At 66.4% G+C, this 25,545-nt stretch carries 24 protein-coding genes and 1 riboswitch; of the genes, 5 read left to right on the plus strand and 19 right to left on the minus strand.

Going from position 1 to position 25,545, the window contains the following annotated elements:
• Window positions 1-21: 21 nt before the first annotated feature.
• Window positions 22-1,746 carry a sensor domain-containing diguanylate cyclase gene (locus tag L3V85_RS19210; RefSeq protein WP_237674332.1) on the plus strand — a complete coding sequence of 575 codons (1,725 nt, stop codon included), beginning with the start codon at window positions 22-24 and terminating at the stop codon, window positions 1,744-1,746.
• Window positions 1,747-1,764: 18 nt separating this feature from the next.
• On the opposite strand, the gene L3V85_RS19215 is transcribed toward L3V85_RS19210, so the two are convergent.
• Window positions 1,765-4,500, minus strand: a complete 2,736-nt coding sequence (locus L3V85_RS19215; RefSeq protein WP_237674333.1) for a sensor domain-containing diguanylate cyclase — start codon at window positions 4,498-4,500, stop codon at window positions 1,765-1,767.
• Between the two features lie 161 nt (window positions 4,501-4,661).
• Window positions 4,662-4,988, minus strand: coding sequence for a metalloregulator ArsR/SmtB family transcription factor (locus tag L3V85_RS19220; RefSeq protein ID WP_237674334.1), 327 nt, complete (start codon window positions 4,986-4,988; stop codon window positions 4,662-4,664).
• Between the two features lie 94 nt (window positions 4,989-5,082).
• Here L3V85_RS19220 and L3V85_RS19225 point away from each other — a divergent pair, with 94 nt between their 5' ends.
• Together L3V85_RS19225 and ubiG are read left to right on the plus strand one after the other, a co-directional pair.
• Window positions 5,083-5,466, plus strand: a complete 384-nt coding sequence (locus L3V85_RS19225) for a thiol-disulfide oxidoreductase DCC family protein (protein WP_237674335.1) — start codon at window positions 5,083-5,085, stop codon at window positions 5,464-5,466.
• Between the two features lie 14 nt (window positions 5,467-5,480).
• Window positions 5,481-6,185, plus strand: a complete 705-nt coding sequence (ubiG, locus tag L3V85_RS19230; protein ID WP_237674336.1) for a bifunctional 2-polyprenyl-6-hydroxyphenol methylase/3-demethylubiquinol 3-O-methyltransferase UbiG — start codon at window positions 5,481-5,483, stop codon at window positions 6,183-6,185.
• Window positions 6,186-6,199: 14 nt separating this feature from the next.
• Here the strand turns inward: ubiG and L3V85_RS19235 are convergent, their stop codons facing one another.
• On the minus strand, window positions 6,200-6,886 hold the full coding sequence (locus tag L3V85_RS19235) for an FMN-dependent NADH-azoreductase (protein ID WP_237674337.1): 687 nt from the start codon (window positions 6,884-6,886) through the stop codon (window positions 6,200-6,202).
• A gap of 104 nt (window positions 6,887-6,990) precedes the next feature.
• On the opposite strand from L3V85_RS19235, the gene L3V85_RS19240 reads away from it, so the two are divergent.
• Window positions 6,991-7,986: a LysR substrate-binding domain-containing protein gene (locus L3V85_RS19240; protein WP_237674338.1), complete on the plus strand. Its 996-nt coding sequence runs from the start codon at window positions 6,991-6,993 to the stop codon at window positions 7,984-7,986.
• Between the two features lie 28 nt (window positions 7,987-8,014).
• Here L3V85_RS19240 and L3V85_RS19245 read toward each other — a convergent pair whose 3' ends face one another.
• The 3 genes from L3V85_RS19245 to L3V85_RS19255 form a co-directional block, all read right to left on the minus strand.
• Window positions 8,015-8,218 (minus strand): hypothetical protein, encoded by a 204-nt coding sequence (locus L3V85_RS19245; protein ID WP_237674339.1) that lies wholly within the window; start codon window positions 8,216-8,218, stop codon window positions 8,015-8,017.
• A gap of 172 nt (window positions 8,219-8,390) precedes the next feature.
• Entirely contained in the window at window positions 8,391-8,960 is a 570-nt protein-coding gene (mntP, locus tag L3V85_RS19250) for a manganese efflux pump MntP (protein ID WP_237674340.1), read from the minus strand.
• A gap of 12 nt (window positions 8,961-8,972) precedes the next feature.
• Window positions 8,973-9,146, minus strand: a riboswitch (yybP-ykoY riboswitch).
• Window positions 9,147-9,489: 343 nt separating this feature from the next.
• Window positions 9,490-10,395, minus strand: a complete 906-nt coding sequence (locus L3V85_RS19255) for a LysR substrate-binding domain-containing protein (protein WP_237674341.1) — start codon at window positions 10,393-10,395, stop codon at window positions 9,490-9,492.
• 138 nt (window positions 10,396-10,533) lie between these two features.
• Here L3V85_RS19255 and L3V85_RS19260 point away from each other — a divergent pair, with 138 nt between their 5' ends.
• Entirely contained in the window at window positions 10,534-11,205 is a 672-nt protein-coding gene (locus L3V85_RS19260; RefSeq protein ID WP_237674342.1) for an FMN-dependent NADH-azoreductase, read from the plus strand.
• 14 nt (window positions 11,206-11,219) lie between these two features.
• On the opposite strand, the gene L3V85_RS19265 is transcribed toward L3V85_RS19260, so the two are convergent.
• From L3V85_RS19265 to L3V85_RS19325, 13 genes are all read right to left on the minus strand, one after another.
• A complete protein-coding gene (locus tag L3V85_RS19265) occupies window positions 11,220-12,125 on the minus strand; it encodes an SDR family oxidoreductase (RefSeq protein WP_237674343.1) in 906 nt (301 codons plus the stop codon).
• A gap of 110 nt (window positions 12,126-12,235) precedes the next feature.
• Window positions 12,236-13,174, minus strand: a complete 939-nt coding sequence (locus tag L3V85_RS19270) for a glutathione S-transferase family protein (protein ID WP_237674344.1) — start codon at window positions 13,172-13,174, stop codon at window positions 12,236-12,238.
• Window positions 13,175-13,221: 47 nt separating this feature from the next.
• Window positions 13,222-14,862 (minus strand): isovaleryl-CoA dehydrogenase, encoded by a 1,641-nt coding sequence (locus L3V85_RS19275; RefSeq protein ID WP_237674345.1) that lies wholly within the window; start codon window positions 14,860-14,862, stop codon window positions 13,222-13,224.
• 98 nt (window positions 14,863-14,960) lie between these two features.
• Entirely contained in the window at window positions 14,961-15,977 is a 1,017-nt protein-coding gene (locus L3V85_RS19280) for an NADP-dependent oxidoreductase (RefSeq protein WP_237674346.1), read from the minus strand.
• A gap of 24 nt (window positions 15,978-16,001) precedes the next feature.
• Entirely contained in the window at window positions 16,002-16,466 is a 465-nt protein-coding gene (locus L3V85_RS19285) for a PaaI family thioesterase (RefSeq protein ID WP_237674347.1), read from the minus strand.
• Window positions 16,467-16,475: 9 nt separating this feature from the next.
• Window positions 16,476-17,273, minus strand: a complete 798-nt coding sequence (locus L3V85_RS19290) for an SDR family oxidoreductase (RefSeq protein WP_237674348.1) — start codon at window positions 17,271-17,273, stop codon at window positions 16,476-16,478.
• A gap of 28 nt (window positions 17,274-17,301) precedes the next feature.
• Window positions 17,302-17,604 carry a Dabb family protein gene (locus L3V85_RS19295; protein ID WP_237674349.1) on the minus strand — a complete coding sequence of 101 codons (303 nt, stop codon included), beginning with the start codon at window positions 17,602-17,604 and terminating at the stop codon, window positions 17,302-17,304.
• Between the two features lie 15 nt (window positions 17,605-17,619).
• The gene (locus L3V85_RS19300; RefSeq protein ID WP_237674350.1) at window positions 17,620-17,871 is read right to left on the minus strand and encodes a hypothetical protein; all 252 of its coding nucleotides are present in this window, start codon (window positions 17,869-17,871) and stop codon (window positions 17,620-17,622) included.
• Window positions 17,871-19,724 carry an acyl-CoA dehydrogenase gene (locus L3V85_RS19305; RefSeq protein WP_237674351.1) on the minus strand — a complete coding sequence of 618 codons (1,854 nt, stop codon included), beginning with the start codon at window positions 19,722-19,724 and terminating at the stop codon, window positions 17,871-17,873. The genes L3V85_RS19300 and L3V85_RS19305 overlap by 1 nt, the downstream gene beginning before the upstream one ends.
• 139 nt (window positions 19,725-19,863) lie before the next feature.
• On the minus strand, window positions 19,864-21,039 hold the full coding sequence (locus L3V85_RS19310) for an acetyl-CoA C-acyltransferase (RefSeq protein WP_237674352.1): 1,176 nt from the start codon (window positions 21,037-21,039) through the stop codon (window positions 19,864-19,866).
• Between the two features lie 46 nt (window positions 21,040-21,085).
• The gene (locus L3V85_RS19315) at window positions 21,086-22,561 is read right to left on the minus strand and encodes a M20 family peptidase (protein ID WP_237674353.1); all 1,476 of its coding nucleotides are present in this window, start codon (window positions 22,559-22,561) and stop codon (window positions 21,086-21,088) included.
• A 31-nt stretch (window positions 22,562-22,592) separates the two neighbouring features.
• Window positions 22,593-24,698 (minus strand): 3-hydroxyacyl-CoA dehydrogenase NAD-binding domain-containing protein, encoded by a 2,106-nt coding sequence (locus L3V85_RS19320; protein WP_237674354.1) that lies wholly within the window; start codon window positions 24,696-24,698, stop codon window positions 22,593-22,595.
• A 150-nt stretch (window positions 24,699-24,848) separates the two neighbouring features.
• Window positions 24,849-25,544 carry an ABC transporter ATP-binding protein gene (locus L3V85_RS19325; protein ID WP_198085045.1) on the minus strand — a complete coding sequence of 232 codons (696 nt, stop codon included), beginning with the start codon at window positions 25,542-25,544 and terminating at the stop codon, window positions 24,849-24,851.
• Window position 25,545 lies beyond the last annotated feature (1 nt).

A 25,545-nucleotide genomic window follows, 5' to 3' on the forward strand; every position in this document is an offset into this window, starting at 1 on the left:
CGACCCCAAACGCACACATCGATGTCCCCAGCCCACTCCGCGAACGACGACAACCACGAACCGCCCTCACCGGCGCGCCGCAAAGGCTGGCTTCGCAGTTTTCGCACGCAGGTGGCACTGGGATTCGGCGGGCTCGCCGCAGTGTTGGCCGTCACGCTCTCGCTGGTGCTGGGATCGATGTTCGCGCGCAAGAGCGAGGCCGACGAATCGGCTGTGCTGCGCACCATTGCCCGGAATGCATCCAAGGCGCTAGCGGACGGCCTCACGTCGCGCACGCGCGAGATCGAATTGCTCGCAGCCTCCACCACGCTCTGGAAAGACGGCCTCGGTGCCGAGCGCGTGATCCAGACCATCTCGCGCACCCAGGCGCTCACGCCGTACAGCGCGTGGATCGGCGTGGTCTCGCCCGACGGCGTGGTGCAGGCATCCACCGGCAAGCTGCTGCTCGGCGCCAACGTCGCCGAACGGCCGTGGTTCCAGGAAGGCCTGCGCGGCACGCACGTCGGCGACGTGCATGCCGCAAAGCTGCTCGCGGCGCTGCTGCCCAAGGGAAGCGACGGCGGTCCGCAGCGTTTTGTCGATTTCGCGGCGCCCATCAAGCGCGAAGGGCAGTTGATCGGCGTGCTGGGCATGCACGGCAGTTGGGAATGGACACGCAGCGTGGTCGAGTCGCTCTTTCCGGACGACGCCGTGGCGCGCCGCCTCGAGGTGTTCGTGCTGGACGCGAAGGATCAGGTGATCTACGCGTCGGACGCCAGCTTCGACCGCTCGGCCGACCTAGGCGTGCAGCCGGCCGCCACGGGTGGCTCCGGCGTCAAGTTCGCGCGCGAATCGACGGGCGGCGAGTTCCTGATGGCCACCGCCTCGGTCGGGGCGACCGACGGCAAGATCGACCTCGGCTGGACAGTGGTGGCACGCGAGCCCGCCGACGTGGCACGTGCCGCGGCACGCGACGGCGTCAAGAGGTCGCTGATGCTGGGCGTGCTCGGCGCCGCGTTGGCCTTCGTGCTCGGCTGGTTGCTGGCGCAGCGGCTCACGCGGCCGTTGCGGCAGATCGCGTCGGTGGCGCGGGACATCGGCGCCGGCCGGCTCGACACCAGCATCCCGACCACGGCCGGCAGCTCGGAGGTCAAGCAGCTGTCGCTGGCGCTCGCGGGCATGACAGCCAAGCTGGTCAGCGCCAACGCCGAACTCGAGCAGCGCGTGAAAGAGCGCACCGCCGCCCTGGAAACCGCCAACGCCGAGCTCGACCGGCAGGCGCGCTTCGACGCCCTGACCGGCCTGCTCAACCGCCACGGCATGGAAGAGCGGCTACAGCAGGCGCTGGCCGTGTCAAACCCCGACACCGCGCCGCTCGGCATCGTGATGATCGACATCGACCACTTCAAGTCGGTCAACGACCGCTTCGGTCATGCCACCGGCGATTTGGTGCTGAAGGCGGTGGCCGGGCTCATGAAGAGCCGGCTGCGCAAGTCGGACATTGCCGCGCGGCTGGGCGGCGAGGAGTTCGTGCTGATGCTGCCCGGCGCCAATGCCGCCGAGGCGATGCAGACGGCCACGGATCTGGTGCGGCTCGTGGGCGAGGCCTTCATCGATCCGGTGGGCCACATCACCATCAGCTGCGGCGTGTCGCAGATGCTGCGCGAGGACGACAGCGTGGCCAGCGCGTTGCGCCGCGCGGACAAGGCGCTCTACGCGGCTAAGTCGCTAGGCAGGAACCGCGCGATGGCGCCGCCACTGTCCTGACGACCACGGATTTCTTCTTCAGTGCGCCTCGGCCTCGGTGCCGGGCAAGAGCTTCAAGCCCACGAAGAACTCGAACCGATTGCGCCCCGCCGCCTTCGCGCTGTACAGAGCGGCATCGGCGCGCGCCAGCAATTCCTCCGCCGTCACGAATGAATCGGCGGCCCGGTGGAATGCGATGCCGATGCTGGTCGTGACTTCGATCTGCCGGCCATCGACCTCAAAGGGCGGCTTGTTGATGCGCTCCGTGATCTTGGCCGCGACGATGGCCACCGCGTCCTGACTGCCGAGGTTCTCGAGCACCAGCACGAACTCGTCGCCCGCAAGCCGGGCCACCATGTCGGTACCGCGCACGCTGCCCTGCAGCCGCCGCGCGTATTCGACCAGCACGGCGTCGCCCACCGCGTGGCCGAGGGTGTCGTTGATGCCCTTGAAGTGGTCGATGTCCAGGAACATCAGCGCGAGCGAATTGCCGGTGAAGCGCCCGCGCAGCACCGCGTCGGGCAGGTATTCGTTGAAGGCCAGCCGGTTCGGCAGGTTGGTGAGCGTGTCGAGCCGCGCCAGCTCGATGAGCTTGTGCTCCACCACCTTCAGCGCGGTGATGTCCAGCGCCAGCGAGAAGATGCCGTGCGTCAGCCCGTCGGCCCGCACGTCGGGCACGTAGATCACCTGGGTGATGCGCTCGAAGCCCTTGCGCTGGGTGCGCGCCTCGAACTCCACCCTCTCGCCCGCCAGTGCGCGGGCGATCATCGGCTGGCGCGAGAGGTACACCTCGCGGCCGGCCACGTCCTGCACATGGCGCCCCAGCACCTGCGTCGGATCGAGGCCGAGCCATTCGCGGCTGGTGGCGTTGGCGAAGGTGATCTTTTCCTCGCGGTCGATGTAGGTGATCAGCGCCGGCATGCTGTCGGTGATGGCGCGCAGCCGCAGCTCGCTTTCTGCCTGGCGCAGTTCGGCTTCCTTGAGCGCCGTGATGTTGAAGCTCATGAGGTAGAAGCCCACCACCTCGCCGCGCGGGTTCTTGTCGGGAATGAGGTTGACCTGGAAGAAGCCTTCCTTGCCGTGCATCGGCGCGCGCACCGAGAAACGCACCTTCTTGCCCGAGAACATCACCGGCAGGTAAGGCTTGTGCTGCGCGTACATGCCTTCGCCGATGGCCGAGCGCAAGGTCGTCCCCACCAGCGAGCCGTCGCCCACGCCCGCCATCTGCCGCGCCCGGATGTTGCCGAACAGGCAGTTCTGGTTGCGGTCGAAATAGCCGACCAGCGCGGGGATGCTGTCGGTCACGTCGCGCAGGCGCTTCTCTTGTTCGGTCAGCGCCTTGTGGATGGTCACTTCCTCCGTGATGTCGAAGGTCATGGAGAACACACCGCGCACCACGCCATTGGCATCGATGTCTGGAATGTAGTGGGCCTTGAAGGTGCGGTTGCCGATGCCCAGCGCGGCGTCGCCGGCCTTCTCGACAATGACGGCCTCGCCGGCCAGCGCGCGCGAGATGTGCGACTCCACCAGCGCGAAATCGCGCGGGCCGCGCACCTCGGGCATCGATCGGCCGACCAGCGGCGCGTTGTTGTGCAGCGCGCGGACGTGCGCGTTGACGAAGGTGTAGCGCATCGACGCATCGATGTGCGAGACCATCGCGGGAATGTTGTCGGCAATGGTGCGCACCTGCGCTTCGCTGTGCGCCAGGCTCTGCTCGCTTTCGCGGCGCTGCTTCATCAGCTCGTCGAAGGTGCGGGCCAGGTCGCCGATTTCGTCGTGCGCGTACTGCATCGGCGCCTCGAGCTCGTCGGGCGACTGCTGCGCCACCTCCATGTGGCGGTGAAGCTCGGCCAGCGGCCGCAGCTGCCGGCGCACCACGCCGAGCGCCAGCGCGCCGGCGGTCAGCGCGAGCAGCAAGGCGCCGATCCATGCGGCCCGCTCGATGGTGTCGACGCGGGCGAAGGCCTCCGCGCTCGGGTACATGGAGCCGACGATCCAGTTCGTCTGCTCGGTGCGGTCGAAAGCGTAGAGGCCGGGCACGCCGCCCTCATCGACGCCCTCGCTCGTGCCCTCGAAACCCGCGATGGCGCGCAACACCTGCGGGCTGGCCCCGCCGTCGGCCTGCACGTGATTCAGGATTCGCGAAGTGCGCGGATGGTCGATCACGATGCCGTCGGTGGTCGTGATGAACAGGTAGCCCGTCTTGCCGATCTTGACCTCGGCCAGCGCGCCCAGGATGTTGCGGTCCTTGAGGTTGATGGCGCCGGAAATGACATACCGCACCTGCCCGGCGCTGTCGAGCACCGGCTCTGTGATCGCCACCTGCGCCAGCCCGTTCAGGCGGTTGCGGTAGGGCTGCGAAATGATGCCGGTCTTCGACGCCACCGTCTGACGGAAGTAGGAGCGGTCCTTGATGTTCACGCTGCCGAGCGGCACCGCGCCACTCTGGTTGGCCACCAGGTTGCCTTCCATGTCGATGAACGCGACGTTGTCGAAGGCTTGCTTGAGCGCGGCATGCTTCTCCAGGAAGCCCTGAAGCAGTTCGGCGTCCTTGAAGTCCTGCGCCACCACGCTGTCGCCGAAGGTCTGCAGCAGGATGCGGCGGCTGCTCAGCTTCTGGTCGATGGCGTCCGCGACGGCGGACACCCGCGCAAGCTGCTCGCCGGCAATGGAGGCGCGCAGGCTGGTCTTGACGAAGTGCAGCGCGCAGGTCGCGATCGTGAAGGTAGCGGTGAGAACCACCGCCGCAACGCCGAGGCTGAGGCGTGTATGCAAACCGAAGCGCAATTTCGAAGGGCCCGAGGAATTCATTATTGGTCTTGTGCAAGCTGCCGAAGCGCGGGCAGCGGGTGTCTCCGGTGACAGTATCGGGGCGTTCCGCGTGCGGCGATAGAGCTTGCGCGCCACACCTGTTCACCCCGCATGGTTCCGGGGCCTCAGGCTTTCGGCACGGGGGTCGTGCGGCGGTCGGCCAGTGCGCGGCTCTCTTTCTTCAGTGCCTTGGAAACCGGGCAGACCGACTGCACGAACCCCGTCAGCGTGTTGGCCAGGCTTTCGCGCTGCAGGCTGTAGAAAACGAACTGCCCGCGCTTCTCGGCCCTGACCAGCCCTGCCCCCTCGAGGATCTTCAGGTGCTTGGACAGCGACGGCTTGGACATCTCGAAGCGCGCGGCGATGTCGCCGGCCGAAAGCTCCGCTTCCGACAGGTACGCCAGGATCTTGCGCCGGGGCGTAGACGCAAGCGCTCCGAATACTTTTTCCATCGACCGATTTTACGCGCCGGGCAGTCGGTTCTCTAATTAGTTATTTAGGCATTTAGCTAAATGAGTGACACAATCCAGCCATTCAGGAGCCGACATGTCCGAACACACAGAAGCCGCCATCCCCACGGTCGTCTACTACAACAGCGCGTGCCCGGTCTGCGATGCCGGTGTATGCGCCATGCGCGAGCGCACGCCCGCCGCGGCGGTGAAATGGGTCGACGTGCACGCCCACCCGGAAGTGCTCCAGCCGCTGGGCCTGCAGCTGGAAGACGTGCGGGAGCGCCTGCATCTCGTCGATGGGTCCGGTGCGACACGCATCGGCGCCGACGCCATCGCGGGCGTGCTGGCGCTGTCGCCGCGATGGCGCTGGCTTGCTCGCCCGCTGCAGTGGCCCGGGCTGCAAACGCTTGGCGCCTGGATCTACGACCGCTTCGCGCACCGGCTCTATCGCTGGAACCGTGCGCGCGGCCACTGGTAACCGAGGAGAAACCCATGCGCACCGCAAACTTCGACCCCGCCGAACTGGCCAAATTCCAGGCCCTGGCCGACCGCTGGTGGGACCCGCGATCGGAATTCCGGCCGTTGCACGAGATCAACCCCCTGCGCCTCGAATGGATCGACCGGCTGGCGGGCCTTCAGGGCCGCAAGGCGCTCGACGTCGGATGCGGCGGCGGCATCCTCGCTGAAGCGATGGCCGGCCGCGGCGCCGATGTGCTGGGCATCGACCTGGCGGACAAGCCGCTCAAGGTGGCGGCGATCCACGCGCAGAAGAGCGCCGCCACGGTGGCCTATCGCGCCATCTCCGCCGAGGACCTGGCCGACGAATGCGAAGGCGCGTTCGACGTCGTCACCTGCATGGAAATGCTCGAGCACGTGCCCTCGCCGAATGCCGTGATCGACGCCTGCGCGCGCATGGCGAAACCGGGCGGCTGGGTGTTTTTCTCGACCATCAACCGCACGCCCTGGGCATGGCTGATTGCCATCTTCGGCGCGGAGCAGGTGCTGCGGATCCTGCCGCGCGGCACGCATGACTATGCAAAGCTCATTCGTCCGGACGAGCTCAAGCGCGCGGCGGCCAAGGCGGGGTTGGCGCTGCAGGACCAGCGTGGGCTTGGGTACAACCCTCTCACACGCAGCTTCAGGCTGCATGGATCGCTGCGCGTGGGTTACCTGCTGGCGATGCGAAAGGCCGGCTGAACCGCAACGGCGCTTCATGCCGGGGGGTGCGAGCGCAGCAACGCGTCGACCAGCGCATCCACACGCGCCTGCGCCAGTCGCAGCGACTGCTCGAGCTGCTCGCCGCCGAACTCGTCCGACTCCACGGCCGCTTCGCGCACATCGGTGATGCCGATGTATTCGAAGGCCGAACGCACGCTGTTCTCCGTGTGGTTGTGGTGCGCCACGCGGCCGCCCGCGTCGTAGCCGTGATCGCCGCGCGCGCCTAGCAACACCGCGCGCTTGCCCGCCTCCGCCAGCATCGGCCAATAAGGCACCGCGCCACGCGAACGGTCGAAGCCGAAGGTGCGGCCCACGCGCACGATGTTGTCGATCCATGCCTTGAACTGCGACGGCACGCTGAAGTTGTACATCGGCAGGCCCACCACGATGAGGTCGGCGGCAAGCAGTTGGTCGACCAGCCGATCGCTCTCGGCGAGCACGCCGGCCATCCACGGCTCGCGCGCGGCCGGTGGCGTGAAGGCGGCATGGATCCACCGGCTGTCGACATGCGCCGGCGGCTGCCGTCCGACATCGAGATAGTCGATGTGGTCATCGGGCCGCGACCGGCGCCAACGTTCCACGAAACGTGCGGAAAGACGCCGCGTGTGCGAGCCGTGGGCGTCGATGTCGGAGCGGCCCGGACGCGCGCTGGCGTCGATATGAAGAAGATTCAGTGACATGGATGGATGAACGGATGTATCTTGTGGAGCGCGGTCGGAATGACTGCGCAGGCCTCCAATCTAGGTTTGGAAGGCCTCCATCACAAACGATCGTTTCTCTTCGAATGAACGAGATTGGCTCATCCATCCGCACCGCCCGCCGGCTGCCGCCACTGCTGTCGCTTCGCGCCTTCGAGGCCGCGGCGGCGCACCTGAGCTTCCAGCGCGCGGCACTCGAGCTCTCGGTCACACCCTCGGCCATCAGCCATCAGGTGCGCGCGCTCGAAGACACGCTGGGCCAACCCTTGTTCCGCCGCCTCACACGGCAACTCGCGCTGACACCCGCGGGCCAGCGGCTCTTCGACGACCTTCGCATGGGCTTCGACGTGCTCGAGGCCGGCATCGACAAGCTGCGTCGCCCCGCCGCGTCGCAACAGGTCACGCTGACCACCAACACCGCCTTTGCAGCGCGCTGGGTGTTGCCACGCATGGCCGCGTTCCGCAAGGCCTGCCCCGGCATCGAATTGCGGCTGCACGCGAGCGATACGCTGGTCGACCTCGCACGCGGCGACGCCGACATCGCGGTGCGCTCCGGCAGCGGCAATTGGCCGGGACTCACGGCGCACGAACTGATGCCGGAGCGCTATGCGCCGATGTGCAGCCCGATGCTGAGGCTCGAGCGCGTGGCGGATCTGCCGAAGCAGCAGTTGATTCATTGCAGCTGGCAGCCACATGCGCTGGCGCCAGCCCTGTGGCCGCGCTGGTTCAAGGAAGCAGGCGTCGCGCCCCGGCATGGACGCTCGACGAAGGCACCGTCGGGCCTGTCGTTCTCCGACGAAACGCATGCAATGCTCGCAGCGCTCGGCGGACACGGTGTCGCGCTGCTGAGCCTGACGCTCTCCGCGGAAGAACTGCGCAACGGCGCGCTGGTGCGGCCGTTCGGGCCAGCGCTCGACACGGGGAGCTACTTTCTTGCGACCGCAAACGGAAGGGAGCACGAACCGGCGGTTCGCGCGGTGTGGGAGTGGATCGTGTCGCAGGCCCAAGGCCCGAATGCACCTGGCCCGAACATTGAAACAGGAGACGCCAAACGCGAAAAAGCCTCCCGAAGAAGGCCTTGACTGACGACTTGGCCGGCGCGCGGCGACGTCAGCGCTCGGTCTTGCTCAAGAGCGTTGGTACGACATATCCGTCGCGATAGACGCCTTCGATGATTCCCTCCACATGATCGGTCGAATGCGCCGCCACGAACTTCTCTTCCGCCTGCCTATACACGACGATGGTGCAGGCCGAGCGCTTGCTGAGAATGCGGGCAACGCCGGTGGCTTGGCGAAGAGTCGGGTACGTCTCCATGGAGATCCTTGTCTGTCTTATTCCTTGGATAGTAGTCTTTAGGTACTCAAGATCTACTCGGAGCTTCTCCCGAGCCGTGCAGACAAGCGATTTGAATTAGCCTGGATTCGTGATTTATTTGCATTTTCATGCAAACCTCTGGCGGATGCCAGTACCCGGCATCACATCGGCTTCAGGCCAGCCCGTTCAGATGCTCGTAGAGGATGAAGAACCCGATCCCGATCAGCAGCACCCCGCCGACGATCTCCGCGCGCTTGCCGACAACAGCGCCCAGCACGCGCCCCACCATCACGCCGAGCGTCACCATCGTCAGCGTGGCCAGCCCGATGGCCAGCGCGGTCCAGGCGATGTTGACGTTGATGAAGGCGAGGCCCACGCCCACCGCCATCGCGTCGATGCTCGTCGCGAAACCGGTGATGGCCAGTGTCCAGAAGGAGTTGCGGTTCGGCTTGTCTTCCACCGCGTCGGGTGTGCCGCAACCCTCCCAGATCATGCGCAGGCCCAGCACGCTGAGCAGCGTGACCGCGATCCAGTGATCCCATCGTTCGACGTAGCTCGCGGCGGCCAGGCCGGCGGCCCAGCCGATGACGGGCGTTATCGCCTCGATGACACCGAAGATGACGCCTGTGCGCAGGGCTTCGCGCCAGGAAGGTTTGCGCAGCGCAGCGCCTTTGCCGACAGCAGCGGCGAAAGCATCCGTCGACATGGCGAATGCAAGAATGATCGTGGAGGCAATGTTCATTTTGGAAGTAGCAAGCAAGGCCGGTTCAAGACGCCGCGGCGCACGAACCCGCCGGCCAAAGCCGCGTCCGTACACCGCTGGTCTCGCCAACCTTTCGGCTGCTCACGCCACGTTCCGCAGGGTGCGAATCGAGTATGTTGACGTGAGCGCTTCCGAAGTCCGGAAGCAGGCTACTCCCCAAGGGAGCCGTGATTCTAGATGCCTGCCTGCAAGGCCCCCGTGACAGCGCCTGCGCTGGGTGTAGGGCTTTGCGGCTTACCCATGCCACGCGTTTCTGGTAGCCCGTGAATGCCGCGCTTAAGCGCCACATAAGTTTCGGCCGACACAATCACCCGCGGTAGCCCACTCTTTCCTCCCTCCCTCCTCCAGGGCTACCCTTCAACCCGCTCAGGCGGGTTTTTCTTTGGCCGGACGCGACGCGAGGACCATAATTCCTCCAGCCATCTGGGGTGCATTCTTCCAAGGTGTGTGCGCCATGTGGTCAGACGGCCGGAATGCGCATGCATCCTGGCCGTCGCCTTTTTGCGCGTCATGGCGCGGCTCCATCTGGCCGCGGCAGTCCCCTCACCCACTCGAACACCGCCGCCACTGCCGGCTCCGACCGCCGCGCCTCGGGGCAGACAAGATAGAACGGCAACCCGGGCAGCTCCGGGCCGAAGGGTTTCACCAGGTTGCCCGCGCGCAGTTCGTCCGCGATCAGCGCGAGGCTCATCAGCGCCACGCCTTGCCCCTGCAGCGCAGCCGACACGGTGTGCGTCTCGTCCGAGAACACCGGCCCCGCTGACACGTCAAGGCCAGCCACCTGCGCCGCCTGCTGCCATTCCATCCACGTGCCCGGCTGGTTCCTGCTGCCGGGCACCGTGAAATGCAGCAGCGTGTGCCGCGCCAGGTCGCCCCGCTTTTTCAGCTTGAGCGCGGGACTGCATGCCGGCGCGAAGACGTTGTCGAACAGCTTCTCGGCCACCATGCCGGGCCACCGTCCGTGCCCGTAGCGGATGGCGACGTCGGCCGTCACGCCGTCCAGCGCCACCGCCTCGTGCGATGCATGAATGCGCAGATCCAGCTTCGGATGCAACGCCCGCAAGGCACCGACCCCCGGCAGCAGCCAGCGCGCGGCAACGGCCGGCATGGCCGACAGCGTGATCGCCTGCCGCTGCGGCGGCGCCCGCAGCCGCGCCACCGCATTCGCCATTGCATTGAACGACTCGCCCAGCACCGCCTGCAGCTCTCGGCCCTGCGGCGTGAGCACCAGTTGCCTGGGCTGGCGGATGAAGAGCGCGACCCCGAGCGAGTCTTCCAGCTGCCGCACCTGATGGCTGATGGCGGTAGGCGTGACCGACAGCTCATGGGCCGCGAGCTTGGCGCTGCAATGCCGCGCGGCCGCTTCGAAGGCGCGCAGCGATGCCAGTGGCGGGAGTTGGCGAAGGTTGGTCATGGATGAATTAATTTTTCAGCAGTGCAAAAAACTCATCGTTTGTCTCAGCTAGTGCGCCTGAATAGATTCAGAACCGTGCCACACAAAAGCTGAATCTACTTCATCCATTCCACACTTCAACCCATAGAGAACCGCATCATGACCACACTGCTCCACCTCGACGCCAGCGCCCGCTCCGGCCTTTCGGGCACGCATGTTCACGGCTCGCACTCGCGCCGCCTGAGCCGGCATTTCGTGTCTGCCTGGCACGCAACACGGCCGGACGATGAAGTGATCTACCGCGACATCGGCGCAACGCCGCCGGGCCATGTCACCGGTGAATGGATCGCGGCAGGCTACACCCCTGCGGCCGAGCGCGAGCCGTGGATGCATGCGGCGCTCGCGGAGAGCGACACGTTGATCGCAGAAATCCGCCGCGCCGACCTGCTGGTGATCGGCGTGCCCATGTACAACTTCGGAATGCCGGCACCGCTGAAGTCATGGATCGACAACATCGTGCGCATCGGCGCGACCTTCGACTTCGACCGCAGCCGCGAGAACCCATACGTGCCCTTGCTGGCCGAGCGCCTTCGCCGCACGGTACTGCTCACCTCATGCGGCAGCAGCGGCTACGGGCCCGACGGCTTCCAGGCGGGATTGGACTTTCTGACGCCCGGCATCACCGCCCCGCTGGCACTGCTGGGGCTTACCGAAACGCACAGCGTCGGCATCGAGCACGCCGAAGACCACGGCGACCTGCTCGACCGGTCGATCGCCGCCGCGCTCGCCCGCGTCGAAACGCTGGTGGACGAACTGCAGGCGGCGGCCTGAAGAGGCTTGAAGAATCAGGCCGAGCGCAGTTGCTCGCGCAGCTTCTGCCCGATCTCCGGGCGCTCGAGGAACGGGTCGGCCGGATTCGTGACCGACACGATGTTCTCCATGCGGCTGCGCACGTTGCCCAGCGCCTTCGGGTGGCTGAACACGTAGAACTGGTTGTCGCTGATGGCTTCGAACACCTTGGCCGCAACTTCAGCCGCCGTGATCTTGCCGCTGCTCACCGCCTTGTTGCTCATGGCCTGGCCGATGAGCTGGCTCTTGGTGAGCTCGCTGTCCTTCGGCGCATTAGGGCGGTTGCGCTCGCTGCTCGTGATGCCGGTGGGCACGAAGTACGGGCACAGCAGGCTCGCGCCGATCTGGTCGGTGACGAGGTTCAGGTCCTGGTACATCGTCTCCGTCAGGCTCACGACGGCCGCCTTGGCTGCGTTGTAGATGCCCATGTTGGGCGGCGTGAGCAAGCCGGCCATGCTGGCGGTGTTGGTGATGTGACCGCGGTAGCTCGGGTCTTTCGCCGCGGCTTCCAGCATCATCGGCGTGAACAGGCGCACGCCGTGGATCACGCCCCAGAGGTCGACACCCAGCACCCATTCCCAGTCGGCCACGGTGTTCTCCCACACCAGGCCTCCGGCGCCCACGCCCGCGTTGTTGAACACGAAGTGCGGCGCGCCGAAGCGTTCCTTCACGGCGGCGGCCAGCGCTTCCATTTGCGCCGCATCGGACACGTCGACCTTGCGCGCCAGCACCTGCACACCGGCGGCTTCCATCTCGGCCTTCGCCTTGTCCAGGGCATCCTGCTGCACGTCGACCAGCACGAGGTTCATGCCGCGCGCAGCGCCGATGCGTGCGCATTCCAGTCCGAAGCCCGAACCCGCGCCGGTGAGAACGGCGGTCTTGCCCTTGAAGTCCTGAATCATTTGCCGGTGTCCTTCTTTTGTTGAATGTCTCTGACGTTGAAGGCGCTATTGAAATACGGAAAACGCGCGGGCGCAGTCACGAAGGTGCCCGCCCGCCACCTCGGGTTCGGTCAGGCGTCCACCTTCTTCAGCACATAGCCGATGCGCGGAAAGTGCACATGCACCGTTCCCACGCGCTCGCCGGTTCGCTCCAGCGTGTAGTGCGTGCGCGTGGCCGCGACCAGCGTGCCGGGCGTCTCTTCGAGGCCGAAGCTCTCGGCGCGGATGGTGACGGCGCTGCCCAACGGAATGCCGTGGTCGTCCTGGAAGGTGCTGTCGGTCAGCAGGGTGTGCGGCGTGGCGGCCTTGGCCGCGGCGATGGCTTCGTCGCTGGTGAACTTCTCGGGCGCGCCGTGACCGATGGCGGCCATGCGGTCCATCCAGTCGACCACCGCGGGCGTGAGGTCGAGGATGGTTCGCACCGACTCGATGCGGCGCGTGTACCAGAGCGGGTGGTAGGCGGAGAAGTCGGCGATGCTGGGCACCTCGCCCAGCAAGAACGGCTTGTCGTCCAGCATGTCCGACAGGCGGCGCAGGTACGACTTGTAGGCGCTGGTGGCGTCGGCCGGGCGCAGGCGGGTCATGTTGCCGGCGCTCATCTTGCCGCGGTCTTCGCCGAAGGCCTTGGCGGCTTCGGGCGGTGCCTTGGCGAACACTTCGGCCGCGCCCCTGGGCTGCAGGTTCCAGGCCATCGCGGCCCAGAACAGCGTGGTGTCGGCCCACTGCGCGAGGATGCGCGACAGGCCCTTCTCGGGCTCGGGGTAGAGCGTGGGTTCGGGCTGCAGGTGCTCCAGTACGTCGGCGATGAGCGCGCTGTCGCAGTACATGTCGGCGCCGATCTGCAGGAACGGGGTCTTGCGGTAGCCGCCAGTGAGCGTTTCCACGTCGGGCTTGGGCATGATCGGCGGAATGAAGACCGACTTCCACGGCAGCTTCTTCGCACCGAGGATCAGCCGCACCTTCTCCGAGAACGGCGAGGTGGTGTAGTGATGAAGGATCAGGTCGGCCATGGGTTGTTTCCTGTGGGTTGCTTGTCGTTGTCGTGGGTCCGGCGCGCTCAACGGGGCTGCGCGCGCTGGATGATCGAATCGAAATCGGTGCCGGCGCCCAGCGTGCCGAAGGCGTTGCCCCAGTCGCCGCCCAGGCGCGATGCGCAGAAGGCGCCGACCACCGCCGCGGGTGCCGTCTGCGCGAGCAGCGATGCTTGCACGGCCAGCGCCACGTCCTGTGCCAGACGGCGCGCCTCGAGCTCGGAAGCCATCGCCTCGATGCGCGCGGGCAGCGCATCGGCAAGACGGTCGAGCGCGGCATGCTGGCCACGCGCGGGTGCCAGTTCCTTTTCCAGCGCGGCGACCGCATCGCCCTTGCGCAGGCCGCGCAGCAGGTCGAGCGCCATGATGTTGCCCGCGCCCTCCCAGATGGAGTTGAGCGGCATCTCGCGGTAGATGCGGGCCATGATGCCTTCGCCGCCCTCTTCCACGTAGCCGTTGCCGCCGAGGCACTCCATGGCTTCCTGCGCGAAATGGCTGCCGCGCTTGCAGATCCAGAACTTGGCGACCGGCGTGAGCAAGCGGGCCATCAGGCGTTCGTGCTCGTCCTCCTGATGGTCGAAGGCCCTGGCGAGGCGAATGGCCAGCGCCGTGGCGGCTTCGCTTTCGAGCGCGAGATCGGCCAGAACGTTCTTCATGAGCGGCTGCTCGATCAAGGGCTTGCCGAAAGCATTGCGCTGCGCCGCATGGTTGAGCGCGATGCCCAACGACTGGCGCATCAGCCCGCTGGTACCCAGCGCGCAGTCGAGCCGGGTCATCGTTCCCATCTCCAGGATCTGCGGAATGCCGCGCCCCTCCTCACCCACGAGCCACGCACTGGCACCCTGGAACTCGACCTCGGAACTGGCGTTGGCCTTGTTGCCGAGCTTGTCCTTCAGACGCTGGATCTGGATGGCGTTGCGCGAGCCATCAGGCAGCACGCGCGGCAGGAAGAAGCAACTGAGCCCGGCCGGCGCTTGCGCCAGCACCAGGAAGGCATCGCACATCGGCGCGGAGAAAAACCATTTGTGGCCGGTGATCGCGTAGCGTTCGCCCCAGGCGTCGCTGCCGTCGCGCACGGCGCGCGTGGTGTTGGCTCGCACGTCGGAGCCGCCCTGCTTCTCGGTCATGCCCATGCCCATGGTCACGCCGGGTTTGTCGCCAAGGCACTTGAGGGCCGGGTCGTACCAGAGGCTGCCGAGCTTCGGGCCCCAGTCGGCATACACGCCGGCATTGCCACGCAGCGCGGGCGTGACCGCGTAGGTCATCGAGATGGGGCAAAGGATCGACGGCTCCAGCTCGGTGAAGAGCATGAAGCCCGCCGCGCGCAGCACGTGCGGCGAGGCCGAGGTGCCGGTCCATGGCGTGCCGTGCAGGCCCGCGCCCACGGCGGCGGTCATGAGCGCGTGGTAGCTCGGATGGAACTCCACCTCGTCGATGCGCCGCCCGAAGCGGTCGTGCGTGTGCAGCTCGGGCGTGTGGATGTTGGCCAGCCGCGCATGCGCCTGCATGCCGGCCGAGCCGAGGGTTGCGCCCAGCTCATGCAGCTGCGTGGTCTGCAGCGGAGGCGCATTGAACTTCAGCGCATCGCGCAGGGGCCGGTTGGTGTCGAAGAGGTTGTAGTCCACCAGCGGCGTGGGCTGGTTGAAGACCTCGTGCGTCGAGTTCATTCGAATACCTCCGTGCTTCGCACTGCGGTGCGCGCTTGCTTGGGGCGGCCCGGCGCGGCGCGCATGACCGGCCTCCTTGCCGTGCGTGTTCAGCTCATTCAGATCAGCTTGACGAGTTGCTTGCCGAAGTTCTTGCCCTTGAGCAGGCCCAAAAAGGCTTCAGGAGCGGATTCGATACCTTGCGCGATCGACTCGCGCGGCTTGAGCTTGCCGGTGCCCACCAGCGTGCCCAGTTCGGTGAGCGCCTCTGGCCACACTTCCATGTGCTCGCTGACGATGAAGCCTTCGATCTTCATGCGGTTGATGAGGATCAGCGCAGGGTTTGCCAGCGGCAGCGGCTGGCCGTCGTAGCCCGCGATCATGCCGCACAGCGCCACGCGGGCGAAGGCGTTGGCGCGCAGCAGCACCGCGTCGAAGATGTAGCCGCCGACGTTCTCGAAGTAGCCGTCGATGCCGTTCGGGCAGGCTTCCTTGAGCGCGGCGCTCATCGACTTGACGTCGGGGTGCTGGCGGTAGTCGATGCAGGCGTCGAAGCCCAGTTCTTCGGTCACGTACTTGCACTTCTCGGCGCCGCCGGCAATGCCGACCACGCGGCAGCCGCGCGCCTTGGCCAGCGCGCCGAAGGCGCTGCCCACCGCGCCGCTGGCTGCGGTGATGACCACGGTTTCACCGGCCTTGGGCGCGATGATCTTCACCAGCCCGTACCAGGCCGTGACGCCCGGCATGCCGACCGCGCCCAGGTAGTGCGACAGCGGCACATGCGTGGTGTCGACCTTCTTCAGCGCGCCGGGCTGCGAGGCGTCGACCACGCTGTATTCCTGCCAGCCGCCGAAGCCGACCACCTTGTCGCCGACGGCGTACTTGGGGTGCTTGCTCTCGACCACTTCGCCGACCGTGCCGCCCTGCATCGTCTGGCCCAGCGGCTGCGGCTGCGCGTAGCTCTTGGAGTCGTTCATGCGCCCGCGCATGTACGGGTCCAGGCTCATGTAGTGGTGGCGCACCAGCACCTGGTTGTCCTTGAGCGCCGGGGTCTCGGCGGTCACGAGCTTGAAGTTGCCGGCCACGGCCTCGCCGTCGGGGCGGTTGTCGAGGTGGATCTGCTTGTTGGTGGGCATGGATATCTCCGGTGTTGGGGTCAGTCAGTCTGTCGACGGCGGGCGCATCGCGTTGGCGCTCGCGGGGCCGGTAGGCAGGCGGCGCTTCACGTACTTGAAGGTGCCCGTGGCGTGGGCGCACACGCGCTCTTGCTCGTCGTAGATTTTGGCTTCCGTGAAAGCCAGCGTCGCCGTCCGGTGAATGAGCGTGCCGCGCGCATGCAGCGGCCCCACGGAAGGCTGCATGAAGCTGGTCTTCATCTCGATGGTGACCACGCCGGTCTCGGGCGAAACGCTGCGCGCGGCCGCCGCCATGGTGATGTCGAGCAGCGTCATGCAGGCGCCGCCGTGCGTCACGTCGAAGGTGTTCAGGTGCTCCGGCTTGGCGGTGTAGACGATCTCGGACTCGCCGCCTTCGAACTTCGTGAGCTCGAAGCCCAGGTGGCGCGCAAAGGGAATCTGGCTCGTGTACGAGCGGATGTTGATGTCGTCGGATTCAGGAATTGTCATTTCGGTTTTTCAGGCCGCGCCGAGCACCACGCTCACGCCGCCGTCCACCGCCAGCCACTGGCCGGTGATGTGCTTGCCGGCATCGCTCGCGTACAGCAGCGTCAGGCCCTTCAGGTCTTCGTCGTCGCCCAGGCGGCCCAGCGGGGCCTGCGCGGCCATCTTTTCCTCGCCCAGCGACTTGATCAGGCCGGCGGCCATCTTCGTCATGAAGAAGCCGGGGCAGATCGCGTTCACGTTGATGTTGTACTTGCCCCATTCGGCCGCCAGCGTGCGGGTGAAGCCGATGACCGCGGTCTTCGAGGTGTTGTAGGCCAGCGTCTGCATCTCGGGCGGGTTGCCGTTCAGGCCGGCGATCGACGCGATGTTGATGATGCGCCCCGACTTCTTCGGGATCATGTACCCGTTGGCGATCTGCTGCGACAGGATGAAGTAGCCGCGCACGTTGAGGTTCATCACCTTGTCCCAGGCCTCGACCGGGTGGTTCTCGGCCGGCGAACCCCAGCTCGCGCCGGCGTTGTTGATGAGGATGTCGACCGCGCCCATGCGCTGCAGCGTCTCGTCGGCCAGGCGGCGGGTGTCTTCTTCCTTCGAGCAGTCGGCGGCGATCCAGCGCGCGTCGATGCCTGCGGCCTGCAGCTCGGCCGCGGCCTGCTCCAGGTCGTCGGCCTTGCGCGAACTCAGCATGATCTTCGCCCCGGCCTCGCCCAGCGCGTGGGCCATCTGCAGGCCCAGGCCGCGCGAGCCGCCGGTGATGAGCGCGGTCTTGCCGGTGAGGTCGAAGAGTTTCTGGACGGTGCGGGCGGTCATGGGTTGTCTCCGGGGTTCGGTTTTTGAATCAGATTTCGTAGTCCATGCACTGGCGGGCTTCACGCACGGCGCCGATGAACGGCTTCAGGGCCACATGCTGCGGATGGTCCGCATAGGCCGCGAGCGCGGCGGCGTCGGTGAATTCCGAGTTCAGGATCAGGTCGTAGGTGGCTTCCAGGCCCGGCTGGGCAATGACCACTTCGAAGCGATGGGTGCCGGGCGACAGCTTGGCGCAGGCGTCGAGCAGCGCCTTGGCCTTGCGCAGGTTGGTCGCCTTGTCGGCGCCCTCGGCGTGTTCCTTGAACTTCCACATCACGATGTGCTTGAGCATGGCGGTGTCCTCGGGTTATTTGTTGCTCAGCCGCGAGCGCACGTAGATGAGCACGAAGCCCACCAGCGAAACCAGCCCGCCGGGAACGGCGATCGACCAGCCCAGGGCAGCGTCGGTGCGGCCGGTGGAAATGCCCAGGATGACGAGGAACAGGCCGCCGTAGATCAGGATCCAGATCCACTTCTCCAGGCGCGCATGCGGCTTGGGCGGCTTCGGGGTGTTGGCTGGGGTGTTGGGGGTGGAATTCGGCGGATTGTTGGTGGCCATCAGAAGGCGTCCTCGGGCAAAGCGGTACAGGTCGGGTCGCGGGTTTCGACCACATTGAGCCAGGCACCGATTTTCGGCAGCTCGTAGTGGAAGAAATAGTCCGTGGCGCCGATCTTGCCAGCTGTTACCGCCCTCGCCTTTTCACCATCTTTCTCCAGGGCCCTTCGGGCCACGTCCAGCCAGATCCACGCCAGCACCGTGTGGCCGAAGGCCTGCATGTAGGGCACCGCGTTGGCCAGCGCATCCGCGGGGTCGCCGGTGAACCAGGCGGCCTCGGTGGCGCTGCCGATGCGCTGCAGCGCGGCGCCCAGCGCCTTGGCATGGGCCGCCAGCGCCGGCACCTTGGCGGCGCTGGCGATGGTGGCGGTCATGCGCCCGGCCAGCAACTGCAGGCCGCGGCCCTTTTCCATCAGCACCTTGCGCCCCAGCAGGTCGGCCGCCTGGATGCCGTGGGTGCCCTCGTGGATCATGTTCAGGCGGTTGTCGCGCCAGTACTGCTCCACCGGAAAGTCGCGCGTGTAGCCGTAGCCGCCGTGCACCTGGATGGCGAGCGAATTGGCCTCCAGGCACCATTCGCTGGGCCAGCTCTTGGCGATGGGCGTGAGCACCTCCAGCAGCAGCCGCGCGTCGTCGGCGGCCTGGGCATCGCCGGTCTTCTGCTCGTCGACCAGCCGGGCGCAGTACAGCTCCAGCGCCAGCGCGCCTTCGCAGTAAGCCTTCTGGGCCAGCAGCATGCGGCGCACGTCGGCGTGCTCGATGATGCGCACCTGCGGCGCGGCCGAGTCCTTGGCGACGGCGGTGCCGGCGGCCTGGGGCTTCTTGACCAGGCGGCCCTGCGGCCGGGTCTTCGCGTATTCGAGCGAGGCGTGGTAGCCGGCCATGCCCAGCATGGTGGCGGCGGTGCCGACGCCGATGCGCGCCTCGTTCATCATGTGGAACATGCAGTGCAGGCCCTTGCCGGGCTCGCCGACCAGGTAGCCCACGGCGCCAGCCTTGCCGTCGACCGGGTACTTGCCCTCGCCGAAGTTCAGCAGCGTGTTGGTGGTGCCGCGCCAGCCCAGCTTGTGGTTCAGGCCCGCCAGCGCCACGTCGTTGCGCTGGCCGGTGAGCTTGCCCTTGGTGTCGACCATGCGCTTGGGCACGATGAACAGCGAAATGCCGCGCGTGCCCGGCACCAGCTTGCCGTTCTCGTCGGGGATCTTGGCCAGCACGATGTGCACGATGTTCTCGGTCAGCTCATGGTCGCCGGCCGAGATCCACATCTTGTTGCCCGTGAGGCGGTAGCGCGGCCCCAGCGGGTCATCCTGGAAGCCTTCGCCGTCGGGCACGGCGCGCGTGGCCACGTCGCTCAGCGACGAGCCGGCCTGCGGCTCCGACAGGCACATGGTGCCGGCCCAGCGGCCGGAAAACTCGTTCTTGGCGAACACGTTCTTCTGCATGTCGGTGCCGTGCACCATCAGCAGGTTGGCGTTGCCGCTGGTGAGCATGTTCGAGCCGATGCTCACCGAGGCCATGGCGAAGAAGCTGTTGGCCGCCGCCTGCATCGTGTAGGGCAGCTGCATGCCGCCGATGTCGTAGTCCTGCGCGGCGCTCATCATTCCCGACTCGACGAAGGCCTTGTGCGCATCGTGCGTGGCCTGCGGCAGGATGACCTTCTCGCCGTCGAAGTGCGGCTCCTGCGTGTCCACCGTGCGGTTGAACGGCGCGTACTTCTCGCGCGCGATGCGCTCGCAGATGTCGAGCACCGCGTCGAAGGTCTCGCGCGAGTGGTCGGCAAAGCGATCGCGCTGGTTGAGCGACTCGGCGTCGAGCCAGTCGTAGAGCAGGAAGTCGAGGGTGGAACGCAGGCTCATGGTCGGATTTCGGTGGATGTCATGAGACCGCGGCGTTCCTTCTCAGGAACACCGCGGAACCGGCTTCGCCGGGCCGCCGGTGTTGCCCCCGGAAGGGGGTGGGCGAAGCGACACGAAGTGCGCGAAGCCTGGGGGAGAGTCAGATGATTTCGAACACGCCCGCGGCACCCATGCCGCCGCCGATGCACATCGTGACCACGACCTTCTTGGCGCCGCGGCGCTTGCCTTCGATGAGCGCGTGGCCGGTGAGGCGCTGGCCGCTCACGCCATAGGGGTGGCCCACGGCGATGGCGCCGCCGTCCACGTTCAGGCGGTCGGCCGGAATGCCCAGCTTGTCGCGGCAGTAGATGACCTGCACGGCGAAGGCTTCGTTCAGTTCCCACAGGTCGATGTCGTTCACCGTGAGGCCCAGGCGCTTGAGCACCTTGGGAATCGCGAAGACGGGGCCGATGCCCATTTCGTCGGGCTCGCAGCCGGCCACGGCGAAGCCGAGGAAACGGCCCAGGGGCTTCAGGCCCTTCTGCTCGGCGTACTTCTCGTCGACCACCACGCAGGCACCGCCGCCGTCGGAGAACTGGCTGGCATTGCCGGCCGAGATCAGGCCGCCGGGAATGGCCGAGCGGATGCCGCTGATGCCTTCCTTGGTGGTGCCGGGGCGGATGCCTTCGTCGTTCTCGACGGTGACTTCCTTGGTGCGCAGGCCCATCACGGGGTCAGCCACGCCAGCCAGCACGGTGATGGGGGCGATCTCGTCCTTGAAGCGGCCGGCTTCCAGCGCGGCGGTGGCCTTCTGCTGGCTGGCGGCGCCGTATTCGTCCATGGCGTCGCGGCCGATGTTGTAACGCTTGGCGACCTGCTCGGCCGTCTGCAGCATGTTCCAGTAGATCTCGGGCTTGTGCTTCACGAGCCAGGGGTCGGCCAGCATGTGCTTGTTGGCTTCGTTCTGCACGCACGAGATGCTCTCGACGCCGCCGGCCACGTACACATCGCCTTCGCCCGCGATGATGCGCTGAGCGGCGGTGGCGATGGTCTGCAGGCCCGACGAGCAGAAGCGGTTGATGGTCATGCCCGACGTGGTGATCGGCAGGCCGGCGCGCAGCGCGATCTGACGCGCGATGTTGGAGCCGGTGGCGCCTTCGGGCGTGGCGCAACCCATGATGACGTCGTCCACCGAAGCGGGATCGATGCCGGCGCGCTGCACGGCGTGCTGAACCGCATGGCCGCCCAGGGTGGCGCCGTGCGTCATGTTGAAGGCACCCTTCCAGCTCTTCGCGAGCGGCGTGCGGGCGGTGGAAACGATGACGGCGCTGGTCATGGTGAGGTCCTTTGAAGCAGATGGAAGGGAAAAGAGGTGGTGGTCGTCATTGCGCCGGAGCAGCGTTGGTGTTGCTCAGGAGCTGGTGATAGAAGCCGATCATCTCGCCGTAGTTGGCGATGGCCAGGCGTTCGTTGTTGCCGTGGATGCGCGCCAGGTCTTCGCCCTTCAGCCGGAACGGCGAGAAGCGGAAGACGGCATCGCTCACGAGGCTGAAGTGACGCGAGTCGGTCGCGGCGGTCATGAGGCCGGGGGCCACCACCGCGTCGGGGAAGCTCTGGCGCACCGCCTGCTGAATCGCGCGGTAGCCGGTGCTGTCGGTCGGCGACACGGGCGAAGGCTCGGCGTTGCCGGGGTACTGCTTGATCTTGATGTCGTCGTTGGCCAGTTGCTTGCGCAGGTGCGCCTCGACGCTGGCGAGCGTGTCGCCCGGCAGGATGCGGAAGTTGACGGCGGCCTCGGCACGGCCGGGCAGCACGTTGTCTTTATTGCCGGCGCGAACGATGGTCAGCGCGGTGGTCGTGCGCAGCATGGCGTTGCTGCTCGGGCTCTTCTCGAGAATGCCGCGCACCACGGGCTCGGTGAGCCACAGGTTCGAGAGCATCACGCGGTTCACGCCGCTCATCTCGGGCGCGAGCGTGCCGAACATCTGGCCGGCAATGCCCTTGATGCCGCCGGGCATCGGGTTGGCCTCGAGCCGCGCGAGCGCCGCGCTCATGCTGCCGATGGCGCTGTGCTGCGGCGGCATCGACGAATGGCCGGGCGCCGTGTCGAGCGACAGGAAGAAGGTGCCGTAGCCCTTCTCCGCCAGGCCGATGAGCGCTGCCGGCTTGCTCAGCCCAGGCAGTACGCCGTCGAGCACCAGCAGGCCTTCGTCGAGCACCCAGTCCAGGCGCACGTTGCGCGACTTGAGCAGCTCGGCGATGGGCAGCGCGCCGCGCAGGCCGCTCACTTCCTCGTCGTCGCCCATCACGAGGTAGACGGTCTGCTTCGGCTTGAAGCCTGCGCCGATGAGCAGCTCGATGGCTTCCATCTGCGCGAAAAGATTGCTCTTGTTGTCGAGCGTGCCGCGGCCCCAGACGTAGCCGTCCTTGATCTCGCCGGCGAAGGGGTCGACCGTCCAGGCTTTCTCTGTGCCCGGGGCGATGGGCACCATGTCCTGGTGCGCCATCAGCGCGATGGGCTTGGCCTGCGGATCGGTGCCGGCCCATGTGTAGAGCAGCGCCTTGTTGCCCACCACCTCTTTCTTGAGCGTGGCGTGCACCTTGGGAAACTGCTGCTCCAGGTAGGCATGCAGCTTGTCGAACTCGGCCGCGTTGACGGCCGGGTCGTCCATGCCCGACACCGTGCGGAACGTGATCGCCGTCGACAGCCGTTTGGCTGCCGCCTGCAGATCGATGTCCAGCTTGGGTGCGGGCGCCACCGCCAACTGCTGCGACGGCGTGGTCCAGGTCTTGACCGCCACGGCCGCCACCAGCAGCACGATGGCCAGCAGCAGCCCGAGGAAGATGCGTTTCAACATTGGCGGTCGGTGTCCTGTCTTTGCGTTGCCGTCAGCTGAACTGCTTGCCTTCGGCCACCAGCTTCTGGATCAGCGGCGCGGGCTGCCAGAACTCGGCGTCGTCGCGCGGGTTCTTGGCAAAGCGCTTCATCGTCTCGGCCACGTTGTACAGGCCGACCTGCGACGCGTAGTGCATCGGGCCGCCGCGCCAGATCGGGAAGCCGTAGCCGGTGAGGTACACCATGTCGATGTCGCCCGACTTGGAAGCGATGCCGTCTTCCAGGATGTGCGCGCCTTCGTTCACCAGTGCGTACACCAGGCGCTGCACGATTTCCTCGTCGGAGATCTTGCGCGGCGTGATGCCCAGTTCCTTGCGGTGGTCCTCGATCATCTTGTTGACCAGGTCCGAAGGAATGGCGTCGCGCTTGCCGGCCTGGTAGTCGTACCACCCTGCCCCGGTCTTCTGGCCGAAGCGGCCCAGTTCGCACAGCTTGTCTGCAGTGCGGCTGTACTTCATGTCGGCGCGCTCGACGGCGCGGCGCTTGCGAATGGCCCAGCCGATGTCGTTGCCGGCCAGGTCGCCCATGCGGAACGGGCCCATGGCAAAGCCGAACTTCTCGATGGCTTTGTCGACCTGCTGCGGCGTGGCGCCTTCGTCCAGCAGGAAGCCGGCCTGGCGGCTGTACTGCTCGATCATGCGGTTGCCGATGAAGCCGTCGCACACGCCCGAGACCACTGCCGTTTTCTTGATCTTCTTGCCGATGGCCATGACCGTGGCCAGCACGTCCTTGGCGGTGGCCTTGCCGCGCACCACTTCGAGCAGCTTCATCACGTTGGCGGGGCTGAAGAAGTGCATGCCGACCACGTCCTGCGGACGGTCGGTGAAGGCGGCGATCTTGTCGACGTCGAGCGTCGAGGTGTTCGAGGCCAGGATCGCGCCCTTCTTGGCGACGCGGTCGAGTTCCTTGAACACTTTCTCCTTCACGCCGAGTTCTTCGAACACGGCTTCGATGATCAGGTCGGCGTCCTTCAGGTCGTCGTAGCTCAGCGTGGTGCTCAGGAGCGCCATGCGCTGTTCGTACTTGTCCTGCTTGAGCTTGCCCTTCTTGACCTGGGCTTCGTAGTTCTTCTTGATGGTGGCAACGCCGCGGTCGAGCGCTTCCTGCTTCATCTCGAGGATCTTGACGGGGATGCCCGCGTTCAGGAAGTTCATCGAGATGCCGCCGCCCATGGTGCCGGCGCCGATGACGCCCACGGCCTTGATCTCGCGCTTGGGCGTGTCTTCGGGCACGTCGGGAATCTTGCTCGCGGCGCGCTCGGCCATGAACAGGTGGCGCAGCGCCAGCGATTCGGGCGTGAACATCAGCGCGGTGAAGATGCGGCGTTCTTCGGCCATGCCGGCGTCGAACTTCAGCTTGGTGGCGGCCTGCACGGCGTCCACGCATTGCAGCGGCGCGGGGTAGTTCTTCGACATGCCGCCGACCATGTTCTTGGCGAACTGGAAGTAGGCATCGCCTTGCGGGTGCTTGCACGGCAGGTTGCGCACCAGCGGCAGCGCTTCACCGGTCTTGCCGGCCACGCTCTTGGCGAAGGCAACGGCCTCGTCGAACACGGATTCGGGCGAAGCGGCCAGCTTGTCGAACAGCTTCTGGCCCGGCAGGCTCGCGAGCAGTTCGCTCTTCACTGCCTCGCCGCTGACGATCATGTTCAGCGCGGTCTCGACACCGATCACGCGCGGCAGACGCTGCGTGCCGCCAGCACCGGGGATCAGGCCCAGCTTGACTTCGGGCAGCGCGACGCTGGTGCCGGGAGCGGCCACGCGGTAGTGGCAGCCCAGGGCCAGTTCGAGGCCGCCGCCCATGCACACCGAATGGATGGCAGCGACGACGGGCTTGGCCGAGGCTTCGAGCGCGAGGATCACGCTCAGCAGGTTGGGCTCCTGCAGCGCCTTGGGCGTGCCGAATTCCTTGATGTCCGCGCCGCCCGAGAACGCCTTGCCGGCGCCGGTGATGACGATGGCCTTGACGGCGTCGTCGGCATTGGCCTTGGCCAGGCCATCGGTGATGCCGATGCGGGTCGAGAAACCGAGACCGTTGACCGGAGGGTTGGTCATGGTGATCACGGCGACATCGCCGAGCACTTTGTATTCAGCCGTCATGCTGCGTTCCTTGGTGTGTGAAGAAAAAGAAGAAAAAGCACGAGTGTTCTTTTTCGAGGGGATTCTAGGCGTTTCGCGAGGCCAAACAATGGCACGCAGTCGCTGTAGAGACAAGAGGATCCGGGGCTAGGCCCGGATCCCCTGGGGGTATCAAACTTCCAGCCACTCTTTGCGAGTGGTGGCATCGGCGCGCAGGCTGTCCGGGGTGCCATCGAACACAATGCTGCCGTGGCCCATGACGAGCGCGCGGTCCGAGATCTGCATGGCGATGGTGAGCTTCTGCTCGATCAGCAGCACCGAGATGCCCTTGTCCTTCAGAGTGCGCAGGTACTGCCCCACCAGCTCGACGATCTTGGGCGCGAGGCCTTCGGTCGGCTCGTCGATGATGATCAGGTCAGGGTCGCCCATCAGCGTGCGGCACAGCGTGAGCATCTGCTGCTCGCCGCCCGAGAGCACGCCGGCCTCGGTGTGCTGGCGCTCCTTCAGACGCGGGAACATGGCGTACATGTCCTCGAAGTTCCAGCGGCTGCCCTTGCCCGAGCCCTTTTGCCCCAGCAGCAGGTTCTGGTGCACCGTGAGCTTGGGAAAGATGTCGCGGTTCTCGGGCACGTAGCCGATGCCGAAGTGCGCGATCTCATAAGCCTTGCGGCGCAGGATGTCCTGCCCTTTCCAGTGCAGGCCGCCTTCGGCATGCACCAGGCCCATGATGGCCTTGGCGGTGGTCGAGCGGCCCGAGCCGTTGCGGCCCAGCAGCGCGACGATCTCGCCGGGGTTCACGTCGAAGGAAACGCCATGCAGCACATGGCTCTTGCCGTAGTAGGCGTGGATGTCTTTGAGCTTCAGCATG

Source organism: Variovorax paradoxus (assembly GCF_022009635.1).
GTDB lineage: Bacteria > Pseudomonadota > Gammaproteobacteria > Burkholderiales > Burkholderiaceae_C > Variovorax.

What these genes read in the sequence shown, in the direction of transcription:
- L3V85_RS19210 (WP_237674332.1), top strand. Translation starts at nt 22, where the DNA reads ATGTCCCCAGCCCACTCCGCGAACGACGACAACCACGAACCGCCCTCA.
- L3V85_RS19220 (WP_237674334.1), bottom strand. Translation starts at nt 4,988, where the DNA reads ATGGAAAAAGTATTCGGAGCGCTTGCGTCTACGCCCCGGCGCAAGATC.
- L3V85_RS19225 (WP_237674335.1), top strand. Translation starts at nt 5,083, where the DNA reads ATGTCCGAACACACAGAAGCCGCCATCCCCACGGTCGTCTACTACAAC.
- ubiG (WP_237674336.1), top strand. Translation starts at nt 5,481, where the DNA reads ATGCGCACCGCAAACTTCGACCCCGCCGAACTGGCCAAATTCCAGGCC.
- L3V85_RS19235 (WP_237674337.1), bottom strand. Translation starts at nt 6,886, where the DNA reads ATGTCACTGAATCTTCTTCATATCGACGCCAGCGCGCGTCCGGGCCGC.
- L3V85_RS19240 (WP_237674338.1), top strand. Translation starts at nt 6,991, where the DNA reads ATGAACGAGATTGGCTCATCCATCCGCACCGCCCGCCGGCTGCCGCCA.
- L3V85_RS19245 (WP_237674339.1), bottom strand. Translation starts at nt 8,218, where the DNA reads ATGGAGACGTACCCGACTCTTCGCCAAGCCACCGGCGTTGCCCGCATT.
- mntP (WP_237674340.1), bottom strand. Translation starts at nt 8,960, where the DNA reads ATGAACATTGCCTCCACGATCATTCTTGCATTCGCCATGTCGACGGAT.
- L3V85_RS19255 (WP_237674341.1), bottom strand. Translation starts at nt 10,395, where the DNA reads ATGACCAACCTTCGCCAACTCCCGCCACTGGCATCGCTGCGCGCCTTC.
- L3V85_RS19260 (WP_237674342.1), top strand. Translation starts at nt 10,534, where the DNA reads ATGACCACACTGCTCCACCTCGACGCCAGCGCCCGCTCCGGCCTTTCG.
- L3V85_RS19265 (WP_237674343.1), bottom strand. Translation starts at nt 12,125, where the DNA reads ATGATTCAGGACTTCAAGGGCAAGACCGCCGTTCTCACCGGCGCGGGT.
- L3V85_RS19270 (WP_237674344.1), bottom strand. Translation starts at nt 13,174, where the DNA reads ATGGCCGACCTGATCCTTCATCACTACACCACCTCGCCGTTCTCGGAG.
- L3V85_RS19275 (WP_237674345.1), bottom strand. Translation starts at nt 14,862, where the DNA reads ATGAACTCGACGCACGAGGTCTTCAACCAGCCCACGCCGCTGGTGGAC.
- L3V85_RS19280 (WP_237674346.1), bottom strand. Translation starts at nt 15,977, where the DNA reads ATGCCCACCAACAAGCAGATCCACCTCGACAACCGCCCCGACGGCGAG.
- L3V85_RS19285 (WP_237674347.1), bottom strand. Translation starts at nt 16,466, where the DNA reads ATGACAATTCCTGAATCCGACGACATCAACATCCGCTCGTACACGAGC.
- L3V85_RS19290 (WP_237674348.1), bottom strand. Translation starts at nt 17,273, where the DNA reads ATGACCGCCCGCACCGTCCAGAAACTCTTCGACCTCACCGGCAAGACC.
- L3V85_RS19295 (WP_237674349.1), bottom strand. Translation starts at nt 17,604, where the DNA reads ATGCTCAAGCACATCGTGATGTGGAAGTTCAAGGAACACGCCGAGGGC.
- L3V85_RS19300 (WP_237674350.1), bottom strand. Translation starts at nt 17,871, where the DNA reads ATGGCCACCAACAATCCGCCGAATTCCACCCCCAACACCCCAGCCAAC.
- L3V85_RS19305 (WP_237674351.1), bottom strand. Translation starts at nt 19,724, where the DNA reads ATGAGCCTGCGTTCCACCCTCGACTTCCTGCTCTACGACTGGCTCGAC.
- L3V85_RS19310 (WP_237674352.1), bottom strand. Translation starts at nt 21,039, where the DNA reads ATGACCAGCGCCGTCATCGTTTCCACCGCCCGCACGCCGCTCGCGAAG.
- L3V85_RS19315 (WP_237674353.1), bottom strand. Translation starts at nt 22,561, where the DNA reads ATGTTGAAACGCATCTTCCTCGGGCTGCTGCTGGCCATCGTGCTGCTG.
- L3V85_RS19320 (WP_237674354.1), bottom strand. Translation starts at nt 24,698, where the DNA reads ATGACGGCTGAATACAAAGTGCTCGGCGATGTCGCCGTGATCACCATG.
- L3V85_RS19325 (WP_198085045.1), bottom strand. Translation starts at nt 25,544, where the DNA reads ATGCTGAAGCTCAAAGACATCCACGCCTACTACGGCAAGAGCCATGTG.